The 19,905-nt window shown below is 54.1% G+C and carries 11 protein-coding genes; 7 read left to right on the forward strand and 4 right to left on the reverse strand.

The window, feature by feature from the left end:
* Positions 1–137 precede the first annotated feature (137 nt).
* Positions 138–2,819, forward strand: a complete 2,682-nt coding sequence (locus tag J0A68_RS11125; protein WP_206578291.1) for a ligand-binding sensor domain-containing protein — start codon at positions 138–140, stop codon at positions 2,817–2,819.
* Positions 2,816–3,223, forward strand: a complete 408-nt coding sequence (locus J0A68_RS11130; RefSeq protein ID WP_206578292.1) for a response regulator — start codon at positions 2,816–2,818, stop codon at positions 3,221–3,223. The genes J0A68_RS11125 and J0A68_RS11130 overlap by 4 nt, the downstream gene beginning before the upstream one ends.
* Positions 3,224–3,417: 194 nt before the next feature.
* Here the strand turns inward: J0A68_RS11130 and J0A68_RS11135 are convergent, their stop codons facing one another.
* Both J0A68_RS11135 and J0A68_RS11140 read right to left on the reverse strand, forming a co-directional pair.
* A complete protein-coding gene (locus J0A68_RS11135; RefSeq protein WP_206578293.1) occupies positions 3,418–4,260 on the reverse strand; it encodes an endonuclease/exonuclease/phosphatase family protein in 843 nt (280 codons plus the stop codon).
* Between the two features lie 76 nt (positions 4,261–4,336).
* A complete protein-coding gene (locus J0A68_RS11140) occupies positions 4,337–4,561 on the reverse strand; it encodes a RagB/SusD family nutrient uptake outer membrane protein (RefSeq protein WP_236025542.1) in 225 nt (74 codons plus the stop codon).
* A 733-nt stretch (positions 4,562–5,294) separates the two neighbouring features.
* Between J0A68_RS11140 and J0A68_RS11145 the strand changes: the two genes are divergently transcribed.
* The 5 genes from J0A68_RS11145 (at position 5,295) to J0A68_RS11180 (ending at position 16,739) form a co-directional block, all read left to right on the forward strand.
* The gene (locus J0A68_RS11145) at positions 5,295–8,417 is read left to right on the forward strand and encodes a SusC/RagA family TonB-linked outer membrane protein (RefSeq protein WP_206578294.1); all 3,123 of its coding nucleotides are present in this window, start codon (positions 5,295–5,297) and stop codon (positions 8,415–8,417) included.
* Between the two features lie 12 nt (positions 8,418–8,429).
* On the forward strand, positions 8,430–10,055 hold the full coding sequence (locus J0A68_RS11150; RefSeq protein WP_206578295.1) for a RagB/SusD family nutrient uptake outer membrane protein: 1,626 nt from the start codon (positions 8,430–8,432) through the stop codon (positions 10,053–10,055).
* A gap of 233 nt (positions 10,056–10,288) precedes the next feature.
* Entirely contained in the window at positions 10,289–10,768 is a 480-nt protein-coding gene (locus J0A68_RS11155; RefSeq protein WP_206578296.1) for a thermonuclease family protein, read from the forward strand.
* A gap of 23 nt (positions 10,769–10,791) precedes the next feature.
* Complete coding sequence (locus tag J0A68_RS23015; protein WP_317195103.1) at positions 10,792–15,720, forward strand: PKD domain-containing protein; 4,929 nt, start codon at positions 10,792–10,794, stop codon at positions 15,718–15,720.
* On the forward strand, positions 15,717–16,739 hold the full coding sequence (locus tag J0A68_RS11180) for a PorP/SprF family type IX secretion system membrane protein (protein ID WP_206578297.1): 1,023 nt from the start codon (positions 15,717–15,719) through the stop codon (positions 16,737–16,739). Before J0A68_RS23015 ends, J0A68_RS11180 begins: the two co-directional genes overlap by 4 nt.
* A 16-nt stretch (positions 16,740–16,755) precedes the next feature.
* Here J0A68_RS11180 and J0A68_RS11185 read toward each other — a convergent pair whose 3' ends face one another.
* A complete protein-coding gene (locus J0A68_RS11185; RefSeq protein WP_206578298.1) occupies positions 16,756–17,196 on the reverse strand; it encodes an SRPBCC domain-containing protein in 441 nt (146 codons plus the stop codon).
* A gap of 123 nt (positions 17,197–17,319) precedes the next feature.
* Positions 17,320–19,722: an ABC transporter permease gene (locus J0A68_RS11190; RefSeq protein ID WP_206578299.1), complete on the reverse strand. Its 2,403-nt coding sequence runs from the start codon at positions 19,720–19,722 to the stop codon at positions 17,320–17,322.
* Positions 19,723–19,905: the final 183 nt, after the last annotated feature.

Genomic DNA, 19,905 nt, shown 5'->3' on the forward strand with positions numbered 1-19,905 from the left:
AGTCATCCCGGAATACGGCGGCCCATGCATCCAGCTGCCCCTTCCCTACGACGATGGAAGAACCAACACTTCGTCGCCGACCGAAAACCCATCCGGGCTTGGCGTGTTTAACCGAAAGTTGCCCAATTTTAGATACTTTGAGTACCAAGTCTCCAGTGATTTTTTTCCTTGCCATGCTGCTGCCGGCCCTTCTCCTATTTTCCACAGGACAGGAGGGACTAGCCCAGTCTGGAGTCTTCGTCCCGGATTCATCCGGGATGGTCAAGGACTATGTGCTTGAGATCTGGGACAATTCCAACGGACTGCCTCAAAACGCGGTTTTTGCGCTCGAAAAGGACAACCTGGGATACCTCTGGATAGCCACCGAGGAGGGGCTGGTCAGATTTGACGGAGGCTCTACCAAGATCTTCGACCAGGATGCCTACCCCGAAATGCTGGAGGTGACCTACTACACCTTCTTCAAGACCGAGGGCGGCATTTGGGCGACCGGAGACCGCAGCATTGCCCTTTTGGAAAAGAACATCAAGAAGGTCATCGACTGCTCCGAAATCGCAAAAAACACCTGGATACGGGCAATCGCCGAAAACGGCAACGGGGGCCTTTTGATCGGCAACCAAAGGGGCGAAATCTTTTCCTGGGACAACGGCACCTTCCGGCCATTGGAATTTTGGAAACCCCAGCAGCGGCTGGAGATCTTGGGCTTTCTTCCTCTGGAAAACTCCAAACTTCTGGTCGGCACCAGCCGAGGACTCTACGAGTTTGACCTGAAGTCCAGAGAGGCAGTGCTCGTGAGCCCAGATGATCTCTGGGTGCAAAAAGTCTTTGGAAACGGAAAGAGCCTCTACGTGTTTTCGCCCGAGCAGGGAATGTTTCGCCTCGGGCCCGATTACAAAATGGAGCGGATGCTCAAGGCTGAGGAATGCAAGGACATCAACCCCAGCAGCCTCATCGTCGACTCGGAAGACAGGATTTTGGCAGGCTCGCTGGAAAAAGGACTGATCTTGATCGAAGACGGAAAGGTCCACGGGTTTTCCTATCCCGAACTGAAAAACTATACCGTCAGAAAGATCATCAAGGAGGACGACAACCTCTATCTCGGCACCCTGGGCCGGGGACTCGCCCTCGTGAAACCCGCCAAAGTCCACCAGCTCAACTACCGGGACCTGAGGCAAAAAAACATCAAGGCCGTCTTTCAGTCCTCCGACAGCAGCATCTGGATAGGCACCAAGTCCGAGGGCCTGCACCGCATCGAAGGGGGCCAGCTGAGCACCCTGACCACCGCGGACGGACTCCTGCAAAATGCCGTAAACACCATTGGCGCGTCCGAAGGGCTGATCTATGCAGGCAGCACCTCGGGGATCTCGGTCATAGACATGGACAGCGGCAAGGTAGTGGACAAAATCACCCAAGACGAAGGCCTCACCAGCAACTACGTCTATGCCGTCTACCGGGATTCCAAGGGTTGGCTATGGGTGCTGACCCGATATGGGGGGATACACTATTTTGACCAAGACGGAGTATTGCACAAAGTCCCCATCCCGGAAGCCTACTCCGGGACCAGTTTCGTGAGTATCCTTGAGCTGAAAAACGGACAGGTGGTCATTGGCTCGATGAACCAAGGGTTGTTCAGGTTTGAGAACGGGAGGTTTGTACAAAACCAAATCCTGCCGCTCACCCCTGGAGAAGATGTGATCTACTGCATCTACGAGGACAAGGACGAAGCCCTGTGGCTCGGCACCCACGGCGGGATCGTAGTTTTGGAAGACGGGGAATTCCAGGTCTTGAGGAAACGGCACGGACTGAAATCCCGCAGCGTGTACAGCATCATATCCGACGGGAGGGACGGCGTCTGGATCAGCAACAATTTTGGCATCCAATACTTCGCCAATTCCGAGCTTGACCGGTTCAAGAACCATCCGGAGGGGGATTTTTTCATCGCCAACACGCTCTACAACGAAAGCCAAGGCATGCCCAACTCTGAGGCCAACGGCTTGATTTTCCCATCCGCCCTCAGGGATTTTAGCGGGAAAATATGGATACCTACCGTGGAAGGCATCGGCATCGTAGAAGCCGACCCCTCCGTGGACGTGAAACCAAACAATTCCCACTTCATCTGGGATGAGCTTCAGGTTGCGGACCGGAAAACAGCCATCGGCGACGCCGTGGAAATCCCCCAGGGGATAGGCACCTTCCAGATCTCGTTCAGCCTAGTGGATTTTGACAACCAAGCGCAATACTCGCTCTTTTACCGGATAGACCCCAAGACAGAACTTTGGCACCCCATCAAGGAGCAGCGGCAACTAACCTTCAGCGGGCTAAAGCCCGGCTGCTACGACCTGGAGGTGAAAATCCTCCGCCATGGCAAGCTGGAAGAGACCAGGACCCTGCCCATCGTAGTCTCCGCCTCCCTGGTGGAAACTACGGGCTTCAAAGTATTTGTTGCTGCCGCTTTGTTTCTTTTGGCCATCTTTATGGTCAAATACTACTTTAACATCAAGTTGAAAAGGAAACTGGAAAGGATGGTAAGCCTGCGGACCTCGGAGCTCAGCCAAGCCAACGGGCAGCTGAAAGACGCCCTCAGCGAAATCGAAAGCAAAAACAGCATCCTGATGGACATCACCTGGAGCCAGTCGCATCTGGTCAGGGCTCCCCTGACCAAGGCAATGGGAATCAACCAACTCCTGATCAAGTATCCTCGCTACACGGACGTGGGAAAAAGCAAGGAGCAACTGGAGATCGAGTTGCTGGAAACACTGAAGCAATTGGACAGAATCGTGAAGGAAACCCACTCGAAGTCCGAAAACCTAAAAAAACAATGATAGACAACGCAGCCAAGATCTATATCATCGACGACGATCCGGGGGTGTTGTTCCTGCACAAAATCATGGTCAGAGAGGGCAAGCTGAGCGACAGCCCGAGTGCCTACTCTGATGCCGGAGACGCCTTTGAGTCCATTCTTCCCCTTGACGAGCACAATACCCGCATACTGGTTTTCCTGGACATCAACATGCCCAGAATCGACGGATGGGACTTTTTGAGAATGTTGGAAGAAAACGTCAAGCACGCCGACATCAAGGTGGTGATGGTCACGTCCTCCCTGAGCCTCGCCGACAGGGAAAAATCCAGGGAGTTTGAGGCCGTGATTGATTTTTGGGAAAAACCGCTCGACGAGGAGCAGGTAGCCGGGCTCAAAGAGGAGTTGGGCGACTGGCTGAGGGACTAACCACAAAAAACGCCCTGGGCTTTCTTTGGTCTCGCACACTTTGGAAAATCCGCTGGCCTCCCCCACTCTAGCGCAAAGTCCATTGGACTGCCAATACCGAGACCCCTTTCCGCCGATCGCAACGCGACATATTTGAATCTCATAAAAACGAAAAACCGCCCAAATGGACGGTTTTTCGTTTCTTTCCGTGAGGATCACTTGGCAAAATGAAGCGTCGCCACCACCGGCAGGTGGTCGGACGGATAGCGCTGGTCCTGCGCGTCGGTCAGCACAGCGTATTTGGACACTTCGAAATCCCCGCTGACGAAGATATAGTCGATGCGGTTTTTCAACGCCGCGTCAAACCTGAATCCGTTGCTCGTTCCCACCGGCCCGTAAGGCGGCATCTTGCTCACCGCGTAAGCATCGCCCAATAAGGCCGAAAGGCTCACGATCTGCTCCGTCTCCGGCGTGGAATTGAAGTCTCCGGTGCAGATCACCGGCTTGCCCTTGGCGATCTCCTGGATCTTTTCCACCATCAGCTTGCCGGACTCCCTTCTCGCCACCACGCCTTGGTGGTCAAAGTGCGCATTGAAGACATAGAACTGCCGCTTGTTTCGCTTGTCCTCAAACAGCGCCCAAGAGGCGATCCGGTTGCAGCAGGTAGCGTCCCAGCCCAGTCCCGGTTCGTCCGGATTTTCCCTCAGCCAGAAGTTGCCGGAGTCCAAGAGTTTGAACAGGCCGGTCTTGTACAGGATGGCGGAGTGTTCCCCGGCAGTCTTGCCGTCGTCACGACCCGCGCCCACGTAGGCAAATCCGGGCATTTCCAGTAGATCCTTGATCTGATGGATGAATCCTTCCTGTGTGCCCACAATGTCGAAATCATGGTACTGGATCAGCGCCTTGACCTTGTCTTTGCGAAGTGGCCAGGCATTGAGGCTGTCTTTGGGCGTGTCCATGCGGAGGTTGTAGCTGGAGACTTTGATCTCGGGATTTTGCTGCGCAAAGGCCGACAGGGACAGCAAAGTGGCCAAAATGGCGATCAGGTATGTTTTCATGAATTTTGGTTGTTTAACGAAACAGAAGTTTCCCGGCGGGAAACTTCTGCAATTAGTTGAAAATGTCAAACTGAACTTACCAGCCCGGGTTTTGTCCCAAGTTGGGATTGATGATCCGGTCGGTCTCTGGGATGGGGTAAAGGTACTTTTTATCCAGCCACTCGCGAACACCGGGATTGAAGATCACCTCTCCAGACGTCCCGTTGGAAAGCTGGATTCTCCCTGCGGCGGCGGAGGGACTCACGTCCACAAAGGCGATTGCGGGATTGGAGGAGCTGGGCTTGCTGCTCTCGTTACCCATTCCCCAAAGCCCCGCGAAAAAGCTCTTTGTCCCCTATCGCCTTGTCTTCAAACAAATGACAATCAACTGCTTGACCACAAAACAACAAAGAAACCCAGCCCGCTTGGAAGTCCAGGGTCGCCTTCTTGCCGCAAAGGTGCTGCGCTCCGCGGGCAAAATCACCGAAAAGCAGTTCAACGATCCGTTAAGTATCAGCAGTACTTTTAACAATAAATTCAAGAATGCGTGACGATGGATTTTTGCCGGTTACTGGTACGCGCATACGGTATTTTTCCTGGTGTGTTCCGCGGCATTTTCGGATTTCCAACTAAACAAGCTCCATCAGCAGCCAGCAAGGCACAAGAACATACTTCGGGCAAAAGCCCTGGATGCCTAAAAACACCAAAATTCACCTCCAGCTCATTTCACATCACAATGTGCGCTATCGTTTGCATTTCAATTCAATCGAAAAAATAGAGGAGTGAAACCTCTATTACCTGATTTTGGTCTCAGCAAGGCGCAAACTTCTTCAACCTTCCCTCAGCCACACCAATCCTATTTCCTAGTTATACTTTGGATTGGCTATTTGTAAGAATATCATATCGACAAACTTCTCTATGAAGCGATTTTTCAAATGCATCCTACAACAAATTCCTGGAAAATTTTGGAACAAAAGAATTTAGTCACTAAAATGCAATCGATTGCGCGTCCAATCGATTGCACAATCTGTTTTTGAACAAACCAAAATAACGTTATGCCCAAAAATCTACCCAAAATCCCACCTTCTGCAGCGGCTCCGTCCAGGAGACCCAACAAGAAGGCTTGGAGTCTCGCTTTTTTGCTGGGGCTTTGCTTTTCGGTCGCTGGCTTTGCCCAGCAGACAATCACTGGAACTGTCACCTCTTCGGATGATGGCCTCGGCATGCCCGGGGTGACCATCGTCGTCAAGGGTACCACCAACGGCACCACCACGGACGTGGACGGGAAGTATTCCCTCTCCGTGGCGGACGATCGCGCAGTCTTGGTTTTTTCTTTCATCGGGTTCAACACAGTAGAGGAGACCGTCGGCGCTCGGTCCATCATCGACGTCCAACTCGGTGTCAACATCACCGACCTCGAGTCCGTGGTCGTGGTAGGATACGGTACGCTGAAGAAATCCGACGTGACGGGTGCCATTGCCGGGGTTGACAGCAACATCATCACCGAGCGAGGCACTACCTCGGCCATCCAGTCCCTCCAGGGAACCGTAGCCGGGGTGCAGGTCCGAAACAGCACCGGGCGACTCGGCGACGGGTTTAGCATGACGATCCGAGGCAACAACTCCCTGTCCAACTCCAACCCGCTGTATGTGGTGGACGGAGTGGTCACGAGCAACATCGACTTCCTCAACCCCAACGACATCGAAAAAATCGAAGTGCTGAAAGACGCTTCCTCGGCAGCGATCTACGGTTCGCGGGCTGCGGGTGGCGTGGTGATCGTACAGACCAAGAGCGGCACGCGCATGCCAGAGTCCACCACCTTCTCCTTTGAGACCTTCTATGGGGTAAAAAACCCGGCCAGGCTTCCTGAGATGATGAGCCTAGAGCAGTGGAGAGACTACCACATGGCGGCCTATCTGGGCACCACCAACAATGGGGCAGGCATGACTCCCCAGGCCTATGAAAATGTGGTGCTGGGCAACAACAACCCTGTCTTGAAAGAGCGCTTCGAAAACCTCCAAGGCTACGACTGGTATGATGGCATCCTCCAAAACGGCATGCAGACCAACAACCACCTCACGATCTCGCACAGAAACGGCCCCTCCTCCTACAACATCGGCCTGGGCTACCAAAAGGAAACCGGCAACATCGCAAATGAGTCGCTGGACAAGTACACCTTCAGTATGAACATCAACCAGCAGATCAATGGCAAATTCAGAACGGGGGCCAACATGTCCCTGTCCTTTGGCAACAACCAAAGGGGAAGTAGCATCGCGATGCAGGAAGCCTTCCGACTGAATCCCTTCTTGACCCCTTGGGCAATAGACGAAAACGGGGATGAACTGGTCGGCGAACTCTGGCCCCAGCCCGGAAAGCTCACCTATCCCAACGGGAAGTCCGCCGCGGACAAGACCAGTACCTACAACCCCTTCCTCGAAATCGCCAACTCCAGCGATGAGACCCGGTCCCTCAGAGGCGTGGGAAATGCCTTTTTGCAATACGATCCCCTGGAATGGCTGAGCCTGAAATCCACCTTCTCTGTGGGTGTCAACAACAACCGCAGGGGGCAGTTTTACGGTGCCAAAACGAATACCGGCATCAGCAATGGCAACCTTCCTTCCTCCAGCGTGGCCTACTACGACAACATGAACACCACTTGGGACAACCAGCTCAACATCACCAAATCGGTCAACGAGCACGCCTTCAACTTCCTGGCCCTGCAAAGTATCTTCGTCGATCGGGTGGAATCAGCCAACCTCTCCTCCACCAAGCAGCCGTTTGAGACCGAGTTTTACAATGTCGGTTCCGGACCGCAAAGCACCTACAGCCTGGGCAATGCGTTCAGAAAAAGCCAGCTGGCGTCTTTCGCCCTGCGTCTGAACTATTCCTACCTGGATCGCTACCTGGTGACCGTCTCCAACCGTTGGGATGGCTCTTCCCTCCTTTCCGAAGGCAACAAATGGCAATCCTTCCCCTCCGTGGCACTGGGCTGGAGACTGAACAAAGAGGCTTTTTTGGCCAATTCCAACGTCCTCTCTGACCTGAAACTCCGCTTTGGCTATGGCACCGTGGGCAACAACAACGTCTCCCCCTATACGACCCTCAGCGCGCTGACTACCCAGACCTACTACGACTTCAACGGCGCTACGGCAAACGGCTGGGTACAAAGCTCCATCGCCAACAAAGCCCTGACTTGGGAAAAAACCACCGAGCTCAACTTCGGACTGGACTTCGGCTTTTTCACCAACCGCATCACCGGTAGCATAGACATCTACGACCGACTGTCTGATCAGCTGCTCGTGACCCAGAAGCTGCCCCTGGAGATAGGATTCTCCAGCATCACCTCCAATGCCGCCTCCGTGAGAAACAAGGGCGTCGAGCTCTCCGTCAACACCGTAAACGTGGAGACCAGCCTCATTACCTGGAACACCACCCTTACTTTCACCAAAAACAACAACGCCATTGAGTCCCTCTATGGCCAGTCCGAGGTGGATGACGTGGGCAACAACTGGTTTATCGGCGAGTCGATCAACTCCCACTACAACTACGTGTATGACGGTGTGTGGCAAAAAGGCGAGGATGCCGCTGCCTACAACCAAAAAGAAGGCCAGGCCAAGGCCAAAGACATCAACGGTGACGGCAAAATCGACCCCAACAACGACCGGGTGATCCTTGGATCGTCCAATCCCACCTGGTCTGGCGGCCTGATCTCCACCCTGAAAGTCGGCGACTTTGACATGAACTTCGCCCTGGCCACCCAGCAAGGAGTCTTGGTGAGCAGCGACTTCCACGCCAACTTCACCAACGTCAACGACCGGGGACGCCAAAAGGCAGCCATCAGCGGCTACTATGTCCCCGAAAACAGCGTGGGCGTACCGGCACAGGTCTCCAACGAATACCCCCAGCCGAGAAACGAAGGCCAGTATTGGGGTACCGGCATGGCCTACTACCGGGACGCCTCTTTTGTCAAAGTCAACAACATCTCCCTGGGTTACCAACTACCCCAGCGTCTCCTGCAGCGGGCCAATATCCAGAGCCTGAGACTGTATGTGAACGTCCTCAATCCCTTCACCTTCACCGATTACGACGGATGGGATCCGGAGTGGGCTGAGGCCAGCCTAGGCATCGGCCGAGTCAGCACGATCACGACCCAGTTTGGTTTGAACCTGAAGTTTTAATTAGAGAGAGACATGAAAAAGATAGCATCAATACTAGCGATAGCCCTTCTCCTATTCGGCTCCAGCTGTGCCGACTTTCTGGAAGAAGAAAACAAATCCAACGTCACCGCAGAGGAGTTTTACGCCACCAAGGAAGGCTACAGCGCCCTGGTCAACTCCAACTACGCCGCCCTCCGAAACATCTATGGCAACCAGCCTTGGATGTTTGAGGCGGGGACAGACCTCTACCAGGAGGGAAGGGGCCTTGAGCCCCAGGGATTGAGCAAATACACCGAGCTGAACTCTGCGTCCAGCAACGTGAACTTCCTGTACGTCAATGGCTACAAATCCATCCAGCTGGCCAACTCGGCTATTTTCTACGCAGACAAGACCGAGCAGGCAGCCGTCAACACGCAGTACCTGGGCGAGGTGAGGTTCCTCCGAGCCAATGCCTACTTCCTGCTGGTGCAGAGCTACGGTGGGGTTCCCTTGATCACAGAATTTATCCAGGAGCCCATCTTGGCTTTTGACAGAGCCACGGCGGAGGAAGTGTACGCCTTTATCATTTCCGAGCTCGAGGGAGCACTCACACAGGTATCCAGCGGCAGCTACAGCGGCCGGGTCAACAAGCGTGCGGTGGAAAATCTCTTGGCAAAAGTCCACCTGACCAGAGCCTACGAAGACTTCGCCGCCAGCGATGATTTTGCCAAAGCTGCCTCCTACGCTGACAAAGTCATAGGGGGACAGGGCCTGACCATCAGCTCCGAACAGCTCTGGAAGCCCGGCAACGACATGAATGCGGAGGTGATTTTCTCCGTACAATACAGCGCAGGCTCCATCAGCGCCGACCCCTCCCGCATCGGCAACCAGCAACAAAACTTCTTTGGCCCCTATCTAGGCGGCTCTGAAGTCGCCGGCAATGCTCCCTACAAGACCTACAACCTATTGCCAACCCGCTTTGCGCTGGATCTCTTCGAAAAAGGCGACGAGAGGTGGTACTCCACCTTTATGACGGAGATGTTTACCCGCTACTACGACTACTATGACGTAGCAGACCACAAAAGCCTGACAGTACGGGACTTTTACGAGCCAAGATGGTTTACCGCCCAAGACAGCATCGCCTATGTGGCGGCGCACCCAGGCGTGGTGTACCACTCCTACGGCACCACCGATCCGGTGAGCGCGATCACCACTGCCGACCGTGCGACTATGATCGTGAAGAAGTTTGACGATCCTAAATCGCTCTTTGCAGGGGGAACGAGCGGGACTAGCACCCGGGACTTCATCGTGCATCGACTGGCAGACACCTACCTCGTCGCTGCCGAGGCGTACCTCCAGCTGGGCAATGCCGCCCAAGGACTGGAAAGGCTCAACGCGGTCAGGGCACGTGCCAAGGTTGCCAATGCGACCCTGGCGGAATTTGACATAGACTACATCCTGGATGAGCGCGCAAGGGAACTCTTGGGCGAGTACCATCGCTGGTTTGACCTGAAGCGTACCGGAAAGCTGGTGGAGCGCGCCTCGGCGCACAACAGCTGGATCAGCCCGGAAAACTTTGTGGGCGCGGGCGGAAACCTGAAAATACTCAGACCAATCCCGCAGGAAGCTTTGGACTTGAACCAAAACAAGAACTTCCCGCAAAATCCAGCATACGACTAATGAGTAAGTTTTTAAACAGTAAATTGGGTTATTAATTGGAAAATCCGCACTCGCTTGGGTGCGGATTTTTTTTACTTCCTCAGGCCCATCCTCGCACTCGGGACATTGGCCGACGGCCTTTCTTGTCTGGCAATTCCTGTCGGATTTCATCCCCCCTCTCCAAACTTCGCTCTCGTAATCGAATAAATTTTTACTTTGTGACAGGAATTTTCCGTTTTACACCTAATAAAGTGATGTATATCAAATCAATCTGTTTATTTTTCACCTGCTTTTTCCTTGTGGCTTCTGGCCTTTTCTCCGAAAAAGGCGAGTTGCTTGAGATTTCAAAATTTGTAGACGGAGACACCTTTTGGGTCAGGCATTCCGACGGACGGGAGGAAAAAATCCGGCTGATAGGGATCGATACTCCGGAATCGAGAAATACGGGCAGAACGAAGATCGAGCATTTTGGAAAGGAAGCAGCAGACTACGTCAAGTGCTTCCTCAGTGGCAAAAAAGTCCGGCTTGTAGCTGATGTCCAGCTCTACGACCGCTACAAAAGGACATTGGCATACGTCTACTTGGAGGATGGGACTTTTTTGAACGCCCACCTAGTCTCGGAAGGCTATGCGACCGTCGCGACATTCCCTCCCAACGTAAAGTATGCGGATCTTTTTCTGCAACTGGAAAGAGAAGCAAGAAGAAACAAAAAAGGACTATGGGCTAGTCATTAGTAACAGTACGAGAACACTTTTTTATGGAGTATAGACACACGCGTTTGTTTTTTGCGGTTTTGGTCCTCTTGGGCCTGATGGTGGTTTCACTTTCCATGTTGGGGGCATCCTATCCCAGTCCCGGGGCGCTTTGGGGAAAGATGTTTCGCGTTGCCGAAGCCAGCTTCACCTTCACTCCAAACGGGCAATGTGCCAATACCCCCATCGTCTTCACCAATACCTCTACCGGCACCGATCTGACCTACCTATGGAACTTTGGTGACGGCCAAACCTCCACCGAAAAGAACCCTACCCACACCTTTACCTCAGCCACTGGCAACGGAACGAGGAATTTCACGGTGAAGCTTTCGGTAACCGAAGGAACCAATCCCCCGGTCACTACCTCCCAGACAGTCACCGTAAAGGAAATCCCCTCCCTCAAAGTCAACAGCGACCAGGAGACCACTACCTTCGAAAACCTCCAATACTTCATCGTCTGCGAAAACCAGGGCTCTGAGTTCACCTTCTACAATGCCAAAGATCCAAACGAAAACAACCTCAACTACCAAATCGATTGGGGAGACGGCAGTCCAGCCTTTAGCGGAGCCAACTGGACCGAGCTGAAGCACACCTATGCCATCGGGATCTACAACCTCACCTACACCGTGACTCCGGCAAACGGGTGTACGGTAAGCAGAAAATTCGGAGTCTTCATCGGCTCAAATCCCGCCGTAGGACTCGGCAACCCAGGCAATACCAACGTCTGTATCGGTGAGCAACTTACCTTCCCCATCACCGGCACCGCAAACAATCCTGCTGGCACAATCTATACGGTGACGTTTTCGGACGGCTCCACGCCCCAAGTCTTCACCCATCCCCCACCCCCTACCGTGTCCCACACGTTCAGCTTGGGGTCCTGCGGAAAAACCGCCGACGGATTTCCCAATTCCTTTTCGGTCAAAATCGTCGCCCTCAACCCATGCTCTGCATCCCAGGCCTCGGTGGTTCCCATCTATGTGTCCGAACCTCCCATACCGAAAATCCAAGTCAAGTCGGAAACGGTATGCGTAGACGAGACGGTGCAAATCCAAAATGTCACGGACTTCAAGTCCGAGGTGAGCACCACCGGATCCTGCAATGAAAACAAACGGTTCGTCTGGGAAATCTCCCCCGCCGCCGGCTGGACCGTCCCGGCAGCGGATCTGGGTACTCGTCCCAATCCCACTTCACCCAACTCCTGGAGCTCCGGCAAAGAAACACTCAGCCCGAAATTTACCACACCAGGAACCTACACCGTGAAACTCATCACCGGCAACCGCTGCGGGATCAAAGAGGAAACAAAGACGATCGTGGTAATTCCCAGACCCGAGCCTTCCTTCACCTTGGCATCGTCAGAGGTATGCGGACCTGCGACGGTACAGGCCACCAACACATCCAATATCGTTGGGCTGGCAGGAGCCGGCACCTACTCCTGGTCGGTCACCTATTCCAAAGGCACTTGCGGCACAGTTTCCAGTTGGGACTATGCCGCGGGCTCGGACAAGAACTCGGAAAGCCCCACTTTCCTTTTCAAAAACCCGGGAATCTACACGATTTCCCTTTCGATAGTGGCCAGCTGTGGCACCTTCAAAAAAGAGGAAAAAGTAACGGTCACGGCTCCACCTACCGTTTCCCTGGCAGCTATCCCACTTACCTGCGGTCCTACCACTTTCACACCAAAGGCGACCGTGACATCCTGTGGAAGTGGTGCCCCCACCTATCTATGGACCTTTGAAGGCGGTACGCCGGCCAGCTCCACTGCTTTGGATCCCGGGCCGGTTGCTTTTGACAGTCCTGGGCCTAAAAAGATCACGCTGGAAGTCACCTCGGCCTGCGGGGTGACCAAGGTCGAAAAAACATTTGCCGTCGCCAATCCTCCCAAAATCGACCTCGGCCCGGATCAGGAAATCTGCAAAGGAGAAGAGCTAGAGCTCAAATCCGCCGTCACGGAGGGAAGCGGAAAATACAGCTACAAATGGACCAGCAATCCGGCTACCTCCATCCCCGCCTCCACCTCGGATGCCATCAGGGTCAAGCCAGGTGCCAATACCACCTACTTGCTCACCGTCACCGATACAGAGACAAAATGCGTCTCTGTCGAGCAGATACAAGTCTCCGTGTTACCAGCACCTACCATCCAGTTTAGCCTTTCCGACTTGGAGATTTGCTCCGGGGAATCCATCCCGCCGATTACCATCACTTCCTCTCCTGCGGGAGAGCCCATATCCTGGACGGCAGAGCCAAATGGCGTGACGGGCGTGGCCACTTCCGGCAACACGGAAATCCCTCAGCAAATCCTCGAAAACAAAACCGGGAAACCGATAGAAGTGGTCTATACGGCCATCATCGCCAGCCCCAGCCAAGGCAATTGTGCGGTCGTGCCCGCCGTCCTCAAAGTACTCGTCCATCCCGAGCCCGCCTATACCGACCAAGTCCTTTCGATATGCAGCGGGGAGGAACTGGACTTCACACCACCGGCCAACCTCGCCGGGACCTCTTTTACCTGGACAGTAAGCGCCCCGAGCGGTATCAGCGGAGCTTCAAGCTCCTCCGCCCCGTCCATCAAATCACTGAAACAGCAACTGAAAAACGACACCAATGCCGCTCTCGAGGTGATCTACACCCTCACCCCAAGCCTCGGTGCCTGCACGGGATCGGACTTTGCCCTGAAGGTCACGGTGCAGCCAGCTCCGTCCCTTGAGTTTTCTTCCCCAGACCAAAGTCTTTGTACGGGTTCGGATTCCAAAGCCATCACCATTAGCTCCGACGTCCCCGGAGCCACTTTTTCCTGGACTGCAAACCCCAAAGGCCTGCTGGGCGTGGTGACTTCCGGAAACGGCCCGAGCATACCAAGCCAAAACCTGGTCAACCCGACCAGCCAGCCCATCACACTTGAATACCAAGTCAACGTGCAGACCAACTCGGGAGGGACTTGCTCGGGAGTTCCGAAAACGTATCGGATCACCGTAAATCCATCCATCATCCTGTCCGATGAGGTGTCCGACCAAAACGGTTTCCAGATCAGCTGCTTTGGGGCAAATGACGGAAAGATCACCTTAAACCCCACCGGGGGCAGCGGTACCTTCTCCTATTCATGGACGGGGCCAAACGGCTTCGCATCTTCGAGCAATGCCCTCAGTCAACTAGATCCGGGAAGCTACCAGGTCCTGGTGAAAGACGAGTTCGGCTGCGAGGTTTCCAAGTCTTTCGAGATTCGGGAGCCGCAAGCGCTCCGAGCCTCGTTGCTATCCACCACCCAGGTGCTCTGCGCTGGCGACGAATCCGGAGCCATCGAACTGACCGTAGCCGGCGGAGTGGACTCCAGCCCCTATCTTTTCGAATGGAAAAGAAACGGCACTCTTTTCCCAAAAACTTCCCAAAACCTGGTGGACATTCCAGCCGGATCGTATGAGGTGACGGTGAAGGATGCCAACGGCTGCGTGGCAACTATCCAGGGAATCGAGATCACCGAACCGGCGGCCGCCATCGTGATCAACTATACCAAAACCGACATCAGCTGCTACGGCGCCAACGATGGCTCCCTCGACTTGGACGTGAGTGGCGGCCTGCCTCCCTATCAGATCAGCTGGGCCTTTGGATCCGACCAGAGTGGTTTTGACAATCTGGGCCCAGGCGACTACACCCTGACTGTCTCCGACCAAAGCGGCTGTATCCGCTCTCAGACCATCACGATCAAAGACGCGCCCCTCTTCAAAGTCGAGCCCAAAGTGGGCAACATTTCCTGCTACGGAGCTCGGGACGGCTTCATCGAGCTCAAGTTCCAAGGTGGAGTCGGTGCCACGAGCATTCGATGGGATCATGGACAGCAGCTCGAAAACCTCTACAACCTGGAAGCTGGCCACTACGCCGTGACGATCAAAGACCAGACCGACTGCGAAATCCGAAGTGAATTCAACATCGTCGAACCTGCCCTCCTCAAATCCGAGCCTAAAGTGACCGATGCCCTAGACTGCGACAACCCGCAGAGCGGTGAGATCCGTCTCGGAATCTCGGGCGGCACCCCACCGTACTCCGTCAGATGGAGCAATGGGCAAACCACTGAAAACCTACTCGCGATTACTTCTGGGCAATATGCCGCCACCATCACCGATGCGTCTGGATGCACTATTGACCAGGTGTTTGAGGTGAAAAGGCCAGCCCAGCTCAGCATCACCGCCTTCCAAAGCAGCACGGCCGTATGTGATCCGAGATCCGTCACCGAGGAAGTCCGCATAGCCATATCCGGCGGGGTCGCACCCTATAGCATCTCCTGGTCAGGAGGGACGATTTCCCCCGACCGCCGCACCATGACGACCCAAGACCCCGGCTACTACCAAGTGACGGTAGTGGATGGCAAGGGCTGCCTCAGCACCCAGTCATTCAACATCGACAATTCCGAAACGATTGCGGAATCGGAGATCGAGTCGGCGGCCTTTGACCAATACAATTCTTTCTTGGTCAATTTTGAAGTCCAGTTTTGGAACCGGTCCTTCGGCAAAATCCTCTCCTACCACTGGGACTTCGGGGACGGATCGGAGAGTTTCGAAGAAAACCCCAAACATACCTATACCGCCGAAGGGGAATACGAAATCGCCCTGACTGTCACCGACATCTTTGGCTGTCCCGTCCAGACGAAAAAGAAAATCGAAGTTTTTGACTACTACTTGGTCGTGCCCAATGCCTTCACGCCAAATGGCGACGGCATCAACGACTACTTCTTCCCGAAATTTGTAGGCATCGAATCCCTGGAGTTTTGGGTGCTCAACAAGTGGGGAGAAACAATATTCTACACCAAGGACATGAACTCGGTAGGCTGGGATGGCAAACTCAACAAAGAAGTGTCTATGCCCGGAAACTACGTCTATAAGATTCGTTTCAAAACCCCCGACGGGAGAATGCAGACCGAGACCGACCTATTTTTGCTACTGAAATGAGAAAGCCGATACTTTTGTTTTGGATTCTGTTTGGGCTGGCCTACTCCGTCAGCGCCCAAGACTTCCACTATTCCCAATTCTACGCCGCCCCGCTTTACCTCAATCCGGCGCTGACGGGAAGTACCGAACTCTCCCGAGTCGGAGTCAACTACAGAAAACAATGGCCAGGCTTAGACCAAGACTTCAATGCCTACTCGGCCTATTTTGACCACTACAGCTATGACCTCAAGAGCGGCTTTGGTCTGGCTGTCAACAGCTTTCAGGAGACGAACTTTCATATCAACACCTCCGACATCTCCCTGTCCTATGCCTACAATCTGCAGATTGCGGAGAGCTGGAACTTCAGACTCGGCACCCAGGTCTCCGCCGTGAGGAGAAGCGCCGCCTTGGACAATTTGGTTTTTGGGGATCAGGTCGACCTCTTCAACAGGACCATCAGTGCCAACACGATGGACAACATCCCGGATTTTGAACCCTACTCTTACATAGACATCGCTTTTGGAGGGCTGCTGACCTCGGAGAGCTTCTGGCTGGGTTCGGCTTTTCACCATATCAACGAGCCCCAACTGAGCTTCTACCCCGATGACGAGCTGGGCTACCTTCCGATCAAGTGGAGCGTGCACGGCGGTTGGAATTTTCCTTTGGGGGCCAACCAATACTTTGGCTCCAAATACGACAACATGGCCTCGGTCATGGCCAATTTCAAAAAACAAGGCGCATTTCAGCAATTTGACATCGGTACCCAGCTGCTCTATCGCTCCGTGATCTCGGGGATCAGCTACCGAGGCATACCCGGCTTGCGAAACATGCCTAACCAGGACTCGATCATCTTTTTGCTTGGGCTAAAGCTGGAATCCGGGCTTGTGATCGGGTACAGCTACGACTTTATGGTGTCGAACATCGGTACCCAGACCAAAGGAGCCCACGAACTGTCCGTCAGGTATCAGTTCCTGATCGGGGATCCCCGATACAGAAACCAAAGGAGCAGAGTTCTCAAGTGCTTCGACTTCATGATGTGAATTTTCGGATACGGGCCTAGCCCTTCCCCATAAACTCATAAGCTCCTCTGCGCAGCTGGACTCCATACTCCAGGTAAGCCTTCATGCAAGCCAGGAAGTTGGCCCAGCCCTCGGTATTGCTGATCAGCCACTGGAGGTTGGCTTCAGTCAGCTCCTTGTCGCCTTCGGTGACCTTGACCACCGTGCTGCCGTCAGCCTGCGGTTCCAGCAGGATCCTGACCTGGGTCTCCTTGTCCCAAACAAAAGACACCATCCGGTCGGTCTCCGTCGCGACGTCCCACACGGGATATTCATCGGAAAACTCCGGAAACTTCCAGCCCAACTCCTTTCCAGCCTCCATCCTTCCGGTGCTTGCGGAGATAAAATATTGGGTCATGTGCACGGGATCGACTATGGCCTCAAATACTTCAGAAGCCGGCTTTTGGATCTGCAGGGTGGCTTTGGCGGTAAATTTCATCGGATTTTGCAGTTTTTGTAACCAACAAATTACGGAAAACAGCCTACGCAAAGAAGCCCTTTCCTCCTCCAACGCTCCATCGCGCTTCCGCACGCTGAGGCCGACTTCTGACACCTAGGCCGCTTACTCGTAGCTCAGCGAACTGACCGGATTGATCATGGCCACTTTGATCGTGTGGATGCTCACGGTGAGGATGGTGATCACGACCACCAAGACACTCGGCACGGCAAAAATCCACCAGCTCAGCGAAATCCTGGAAGCAAAATCCTGCAGCCAGGAGTCCATGATCCACACCGAGAGCGGGATAGACAAAACGATCGCGATGACCACCAGCAGGATGAAATCCTTGCTGATCAGGCGCAAAAGTCCAAACATCGATGCACCGAGCACCTTTCTGATCCCGATCTCCTTGGTCCGCTGGATGGCGGTGAGCGAGGAAAGCCCAAACAAACCCAGCGCCGCGATGAAAATCGCCAGGCCGGAGAAAATCCCGAAGATGGACCCAAACTGCTGGTCTGCCTTGTACTGCTGGTTGTAGTGCTCGTCCAGGAAGAAATACTCGAAGGGGTTGCCGGGAAATATGTCTTTCCAGTCCGCCTCCAGCGTCGCCATCAGATCCGGGATCTGGGCGGACTGCACTTTGATGGAGTAAAAGCCGTTGGGGGCGTCGTTGTAGCGGAAGATCAGTGCGTCATAGGATTTTTTGAGCGACTCCTGATGGTAGTCCTTCATCACTCCGACGATGTTAAAGGTATCTCCCCAAAAGAAAATGCGGTCGTTGATAGCCTCCTCGGGAGAGGCAAAGCCCATCAGACGGGTGGCGGATTCATTGAGCAGGACATTCTGGTGCTCATTGCTGACGTCGTCGGAAAAGTCCCGACCCGTGACCATCTCTAGGCCAAAGCTTTCGTCAAAAGATCCATCCGTCATGATGACCCGATATTGGTTTTGCTCGTCCTCTCCCTGGCTGAGCCGGCGAATCCCGCCGGCATTCCAGTCCGGCTGCCCCCCTGGGACCGACGTCGAGGCCGTCACCGACTGCACCTCCGTATAGTCGGAGATGCGCTGCTTGAAGACCTGATACTTCTGCTTGTAGGTAGAGTCCGTCACGCTGGGGGATTGCAGCACCACCGTCTGCTCGATATCGACTCCCAACTCCTCGTTTTGCATGTAGCGGAGCTGGAGAAAGACCGTGAAGGTGCCCACCATCAGGGTAATCGAGGCGATAAACTGGGCGATGACCATGCCTTTTCTCAGCAAAATCCCCTGGTCGGTGTTTTTGAACTTCCCCTTCAGCACCTCCACCGGTCGGAAGGACGACAACACAAAAGCGGGATAAATCCCCGACATCACCGCTCCGGCGATGATCAAGCCCAGCAGCACCAGCCAAAACAAAGGCTGCAGGAAAAGCTGATATCCAAGCTCCCGTCCCGTCAATCCGCTAAACCAAGGAGTCAACAGTGTCGCCAGCCCGGCCGCCTGCAGGACGGCGATGAGATTGAGAAAGAGGGATTCGGTCAGAAACTGCTGGATCAGCTGGGACTGGTAGCCCCCCATTACCTTTCTGACTCCGACCTCCCTGGCCCGCTCGACTGACTTGGCGGTGGAGAGATTGATGTAGTTGATCCAGGCGATGATCATGATCAGGATGGCCACGACCGACAGGAAATACACCGACTGCCGGTTGCCGTTGGCTTTGAACTCCATGATAAAGTCCGAGTCGAGGTGGATGTCCTTCACCGGCTGCAGGTGGAAGGTCATCCCGGCGTTGTACTTTCTCATCTCCTCACCCATTTTCGTCTCGACAAAATCAGGCAGCTTGGCTTCGAAAGCCTCGGCATCCACTCCATCCTCCAGCACGATGTAGGTCATGAAGCCGTCCCAGTTCCAGCCCATGATGGGATCGTTCCAAAGCCGCTCCAGACTGACGAAAGAGCCGAGGGCATCGATTTTCATGTGGGTATTGACCGGCAGGTCTTCAAACACGCCTGAGACTTCGTACTCCGTTTGTCCGTTGGCCTTGAGTGTTTTCCCGATGGGGTTTTCCGCGCCAAAGTACTTCTTCGCCATGGACTCGGACAGCACGACCTTAAACGGCTCCTTCAAAACCAGGGAATCCACACCCTCGATGAGCTGGATGGAAAAAACCTCGAAAAAGTCCTCGGAGGCAAAATAGAGATCCTCCTCACGAAAAAACGTATCGCCGGTAGACAGCGTCGCCCCCCGCTTGGTCAGTCGGGTGAAGGTCTTTACCTCGGAAAAATTCGACTTCAAGTCCGGCCCTATCCCTGCGGCGCCGGAGGCCCACTGCGTGGAAAGCTCGCCCTTGTCAAACCGGTCCAGCTGTAGGCGAAAGATGCGGTCGCTTTTCTCCAGAAAGCTGTCATAGCTCAACTCATGCAGCACAAACTGGGCGATCAGAATACACGCCAGCATCCCGATCGCAAGCCCGGCAACATTGATAAACGTGAAGACTTTGTTTTTGGAAATGTGCCTCCAGAGCGAGGTGAAATAGTTTTTGAGCATGGGATTGGGCTTTTGTGGACGGATCGGTACGAAAAACTGCCCAGCCGGGCTCCAATTTCGTACCGAAGAAAAAACTCCCCCAGACCTCCCCAGACTCAGTTTACGCTGAAAACAAGCCATTTATAATCGGACAGATTTGTCCGATCTCGGTCAACGATCACCAACTCGGTCTAAGCTCTCACC

This window comes from Algoriphagus oliviformis, assembly GCF_017254915.1.
GTDB lineage: Bacteria > Bacteroidota > Bacteroidia > Cytophagales > Cyclobacteriaceae > Algoriphagus > Algoriphagus oliviformis.

Coding starts and splice junctions, on each gene's coding strand:
- J0A68_RS11130 (WP_206578292.1), top strand. CDS start 2,816: ATGATAGACAACGCAGCCAAGATCTATATCATCGACGACGATCCGGGG.
- J0A68_RS11135 (WP_206578293.1), bottom strand. CDS start 4,260: ATGAAAACATACCTGATCGCCATTTTGGCCACTTTGCTGTCCCTGTCG.
- J0A68_RS11140 (WP_236025542.1), bottom strand. CDS start 4,561: ATGGGTAACGAGAGCAGCAAGCCCAGCTCCTCCAATCCCGCAATCGCC.
- J0A68_RS11145 (WP_206578294.1), top strand. CDS start 5,295: ATGCCCAAAAATCTACCCAAAATCCCACCTTCTGCAGCGGCTCCGTCC.
- J0A68_RS11150 (WP_206578295.1), top strand. CDS start 8,430: ATGAAAAAGATAGCATCAATACTAGCGATAGCCCTTCTCCTATTCGGC.
- J0A68_RS11155 (WP_206578296.1), top strand. CDS start 10,289: ATGTATATCAAATCAATCTGTTTATTTTTCACCTGCTTTTTCCTTGTG.
- J0A68_RS23015 (WP_317195103.1), top strand. CDS start 10,792: ATGGAGTATAGACACACGCGTTTGTTTTTTGCGGTTTTGGTCCTCTTG.
- J0A68_RS11180 (WP_206578297.1), top strand. CDS start 15,717: ATGAGAAAGCCGATACTTTTGTTTTGGATTCTGTTTGGGCTGGCCTAC.
- J0A68_RS11185 (WP_206578298.1), bottom strand. CDS start 17,196: ATGAAATTTACCGCCAAAGCCACCCTGCAGATCCAAAAGCCGGCTTCT.
- J0A68_RS11190 (WP_206578299.1), bottom strand. CDS start 19,722: ATGCTCAAAAACTATTTCACCTCGCTCTGGAGGCACATTTCCAAAAAC.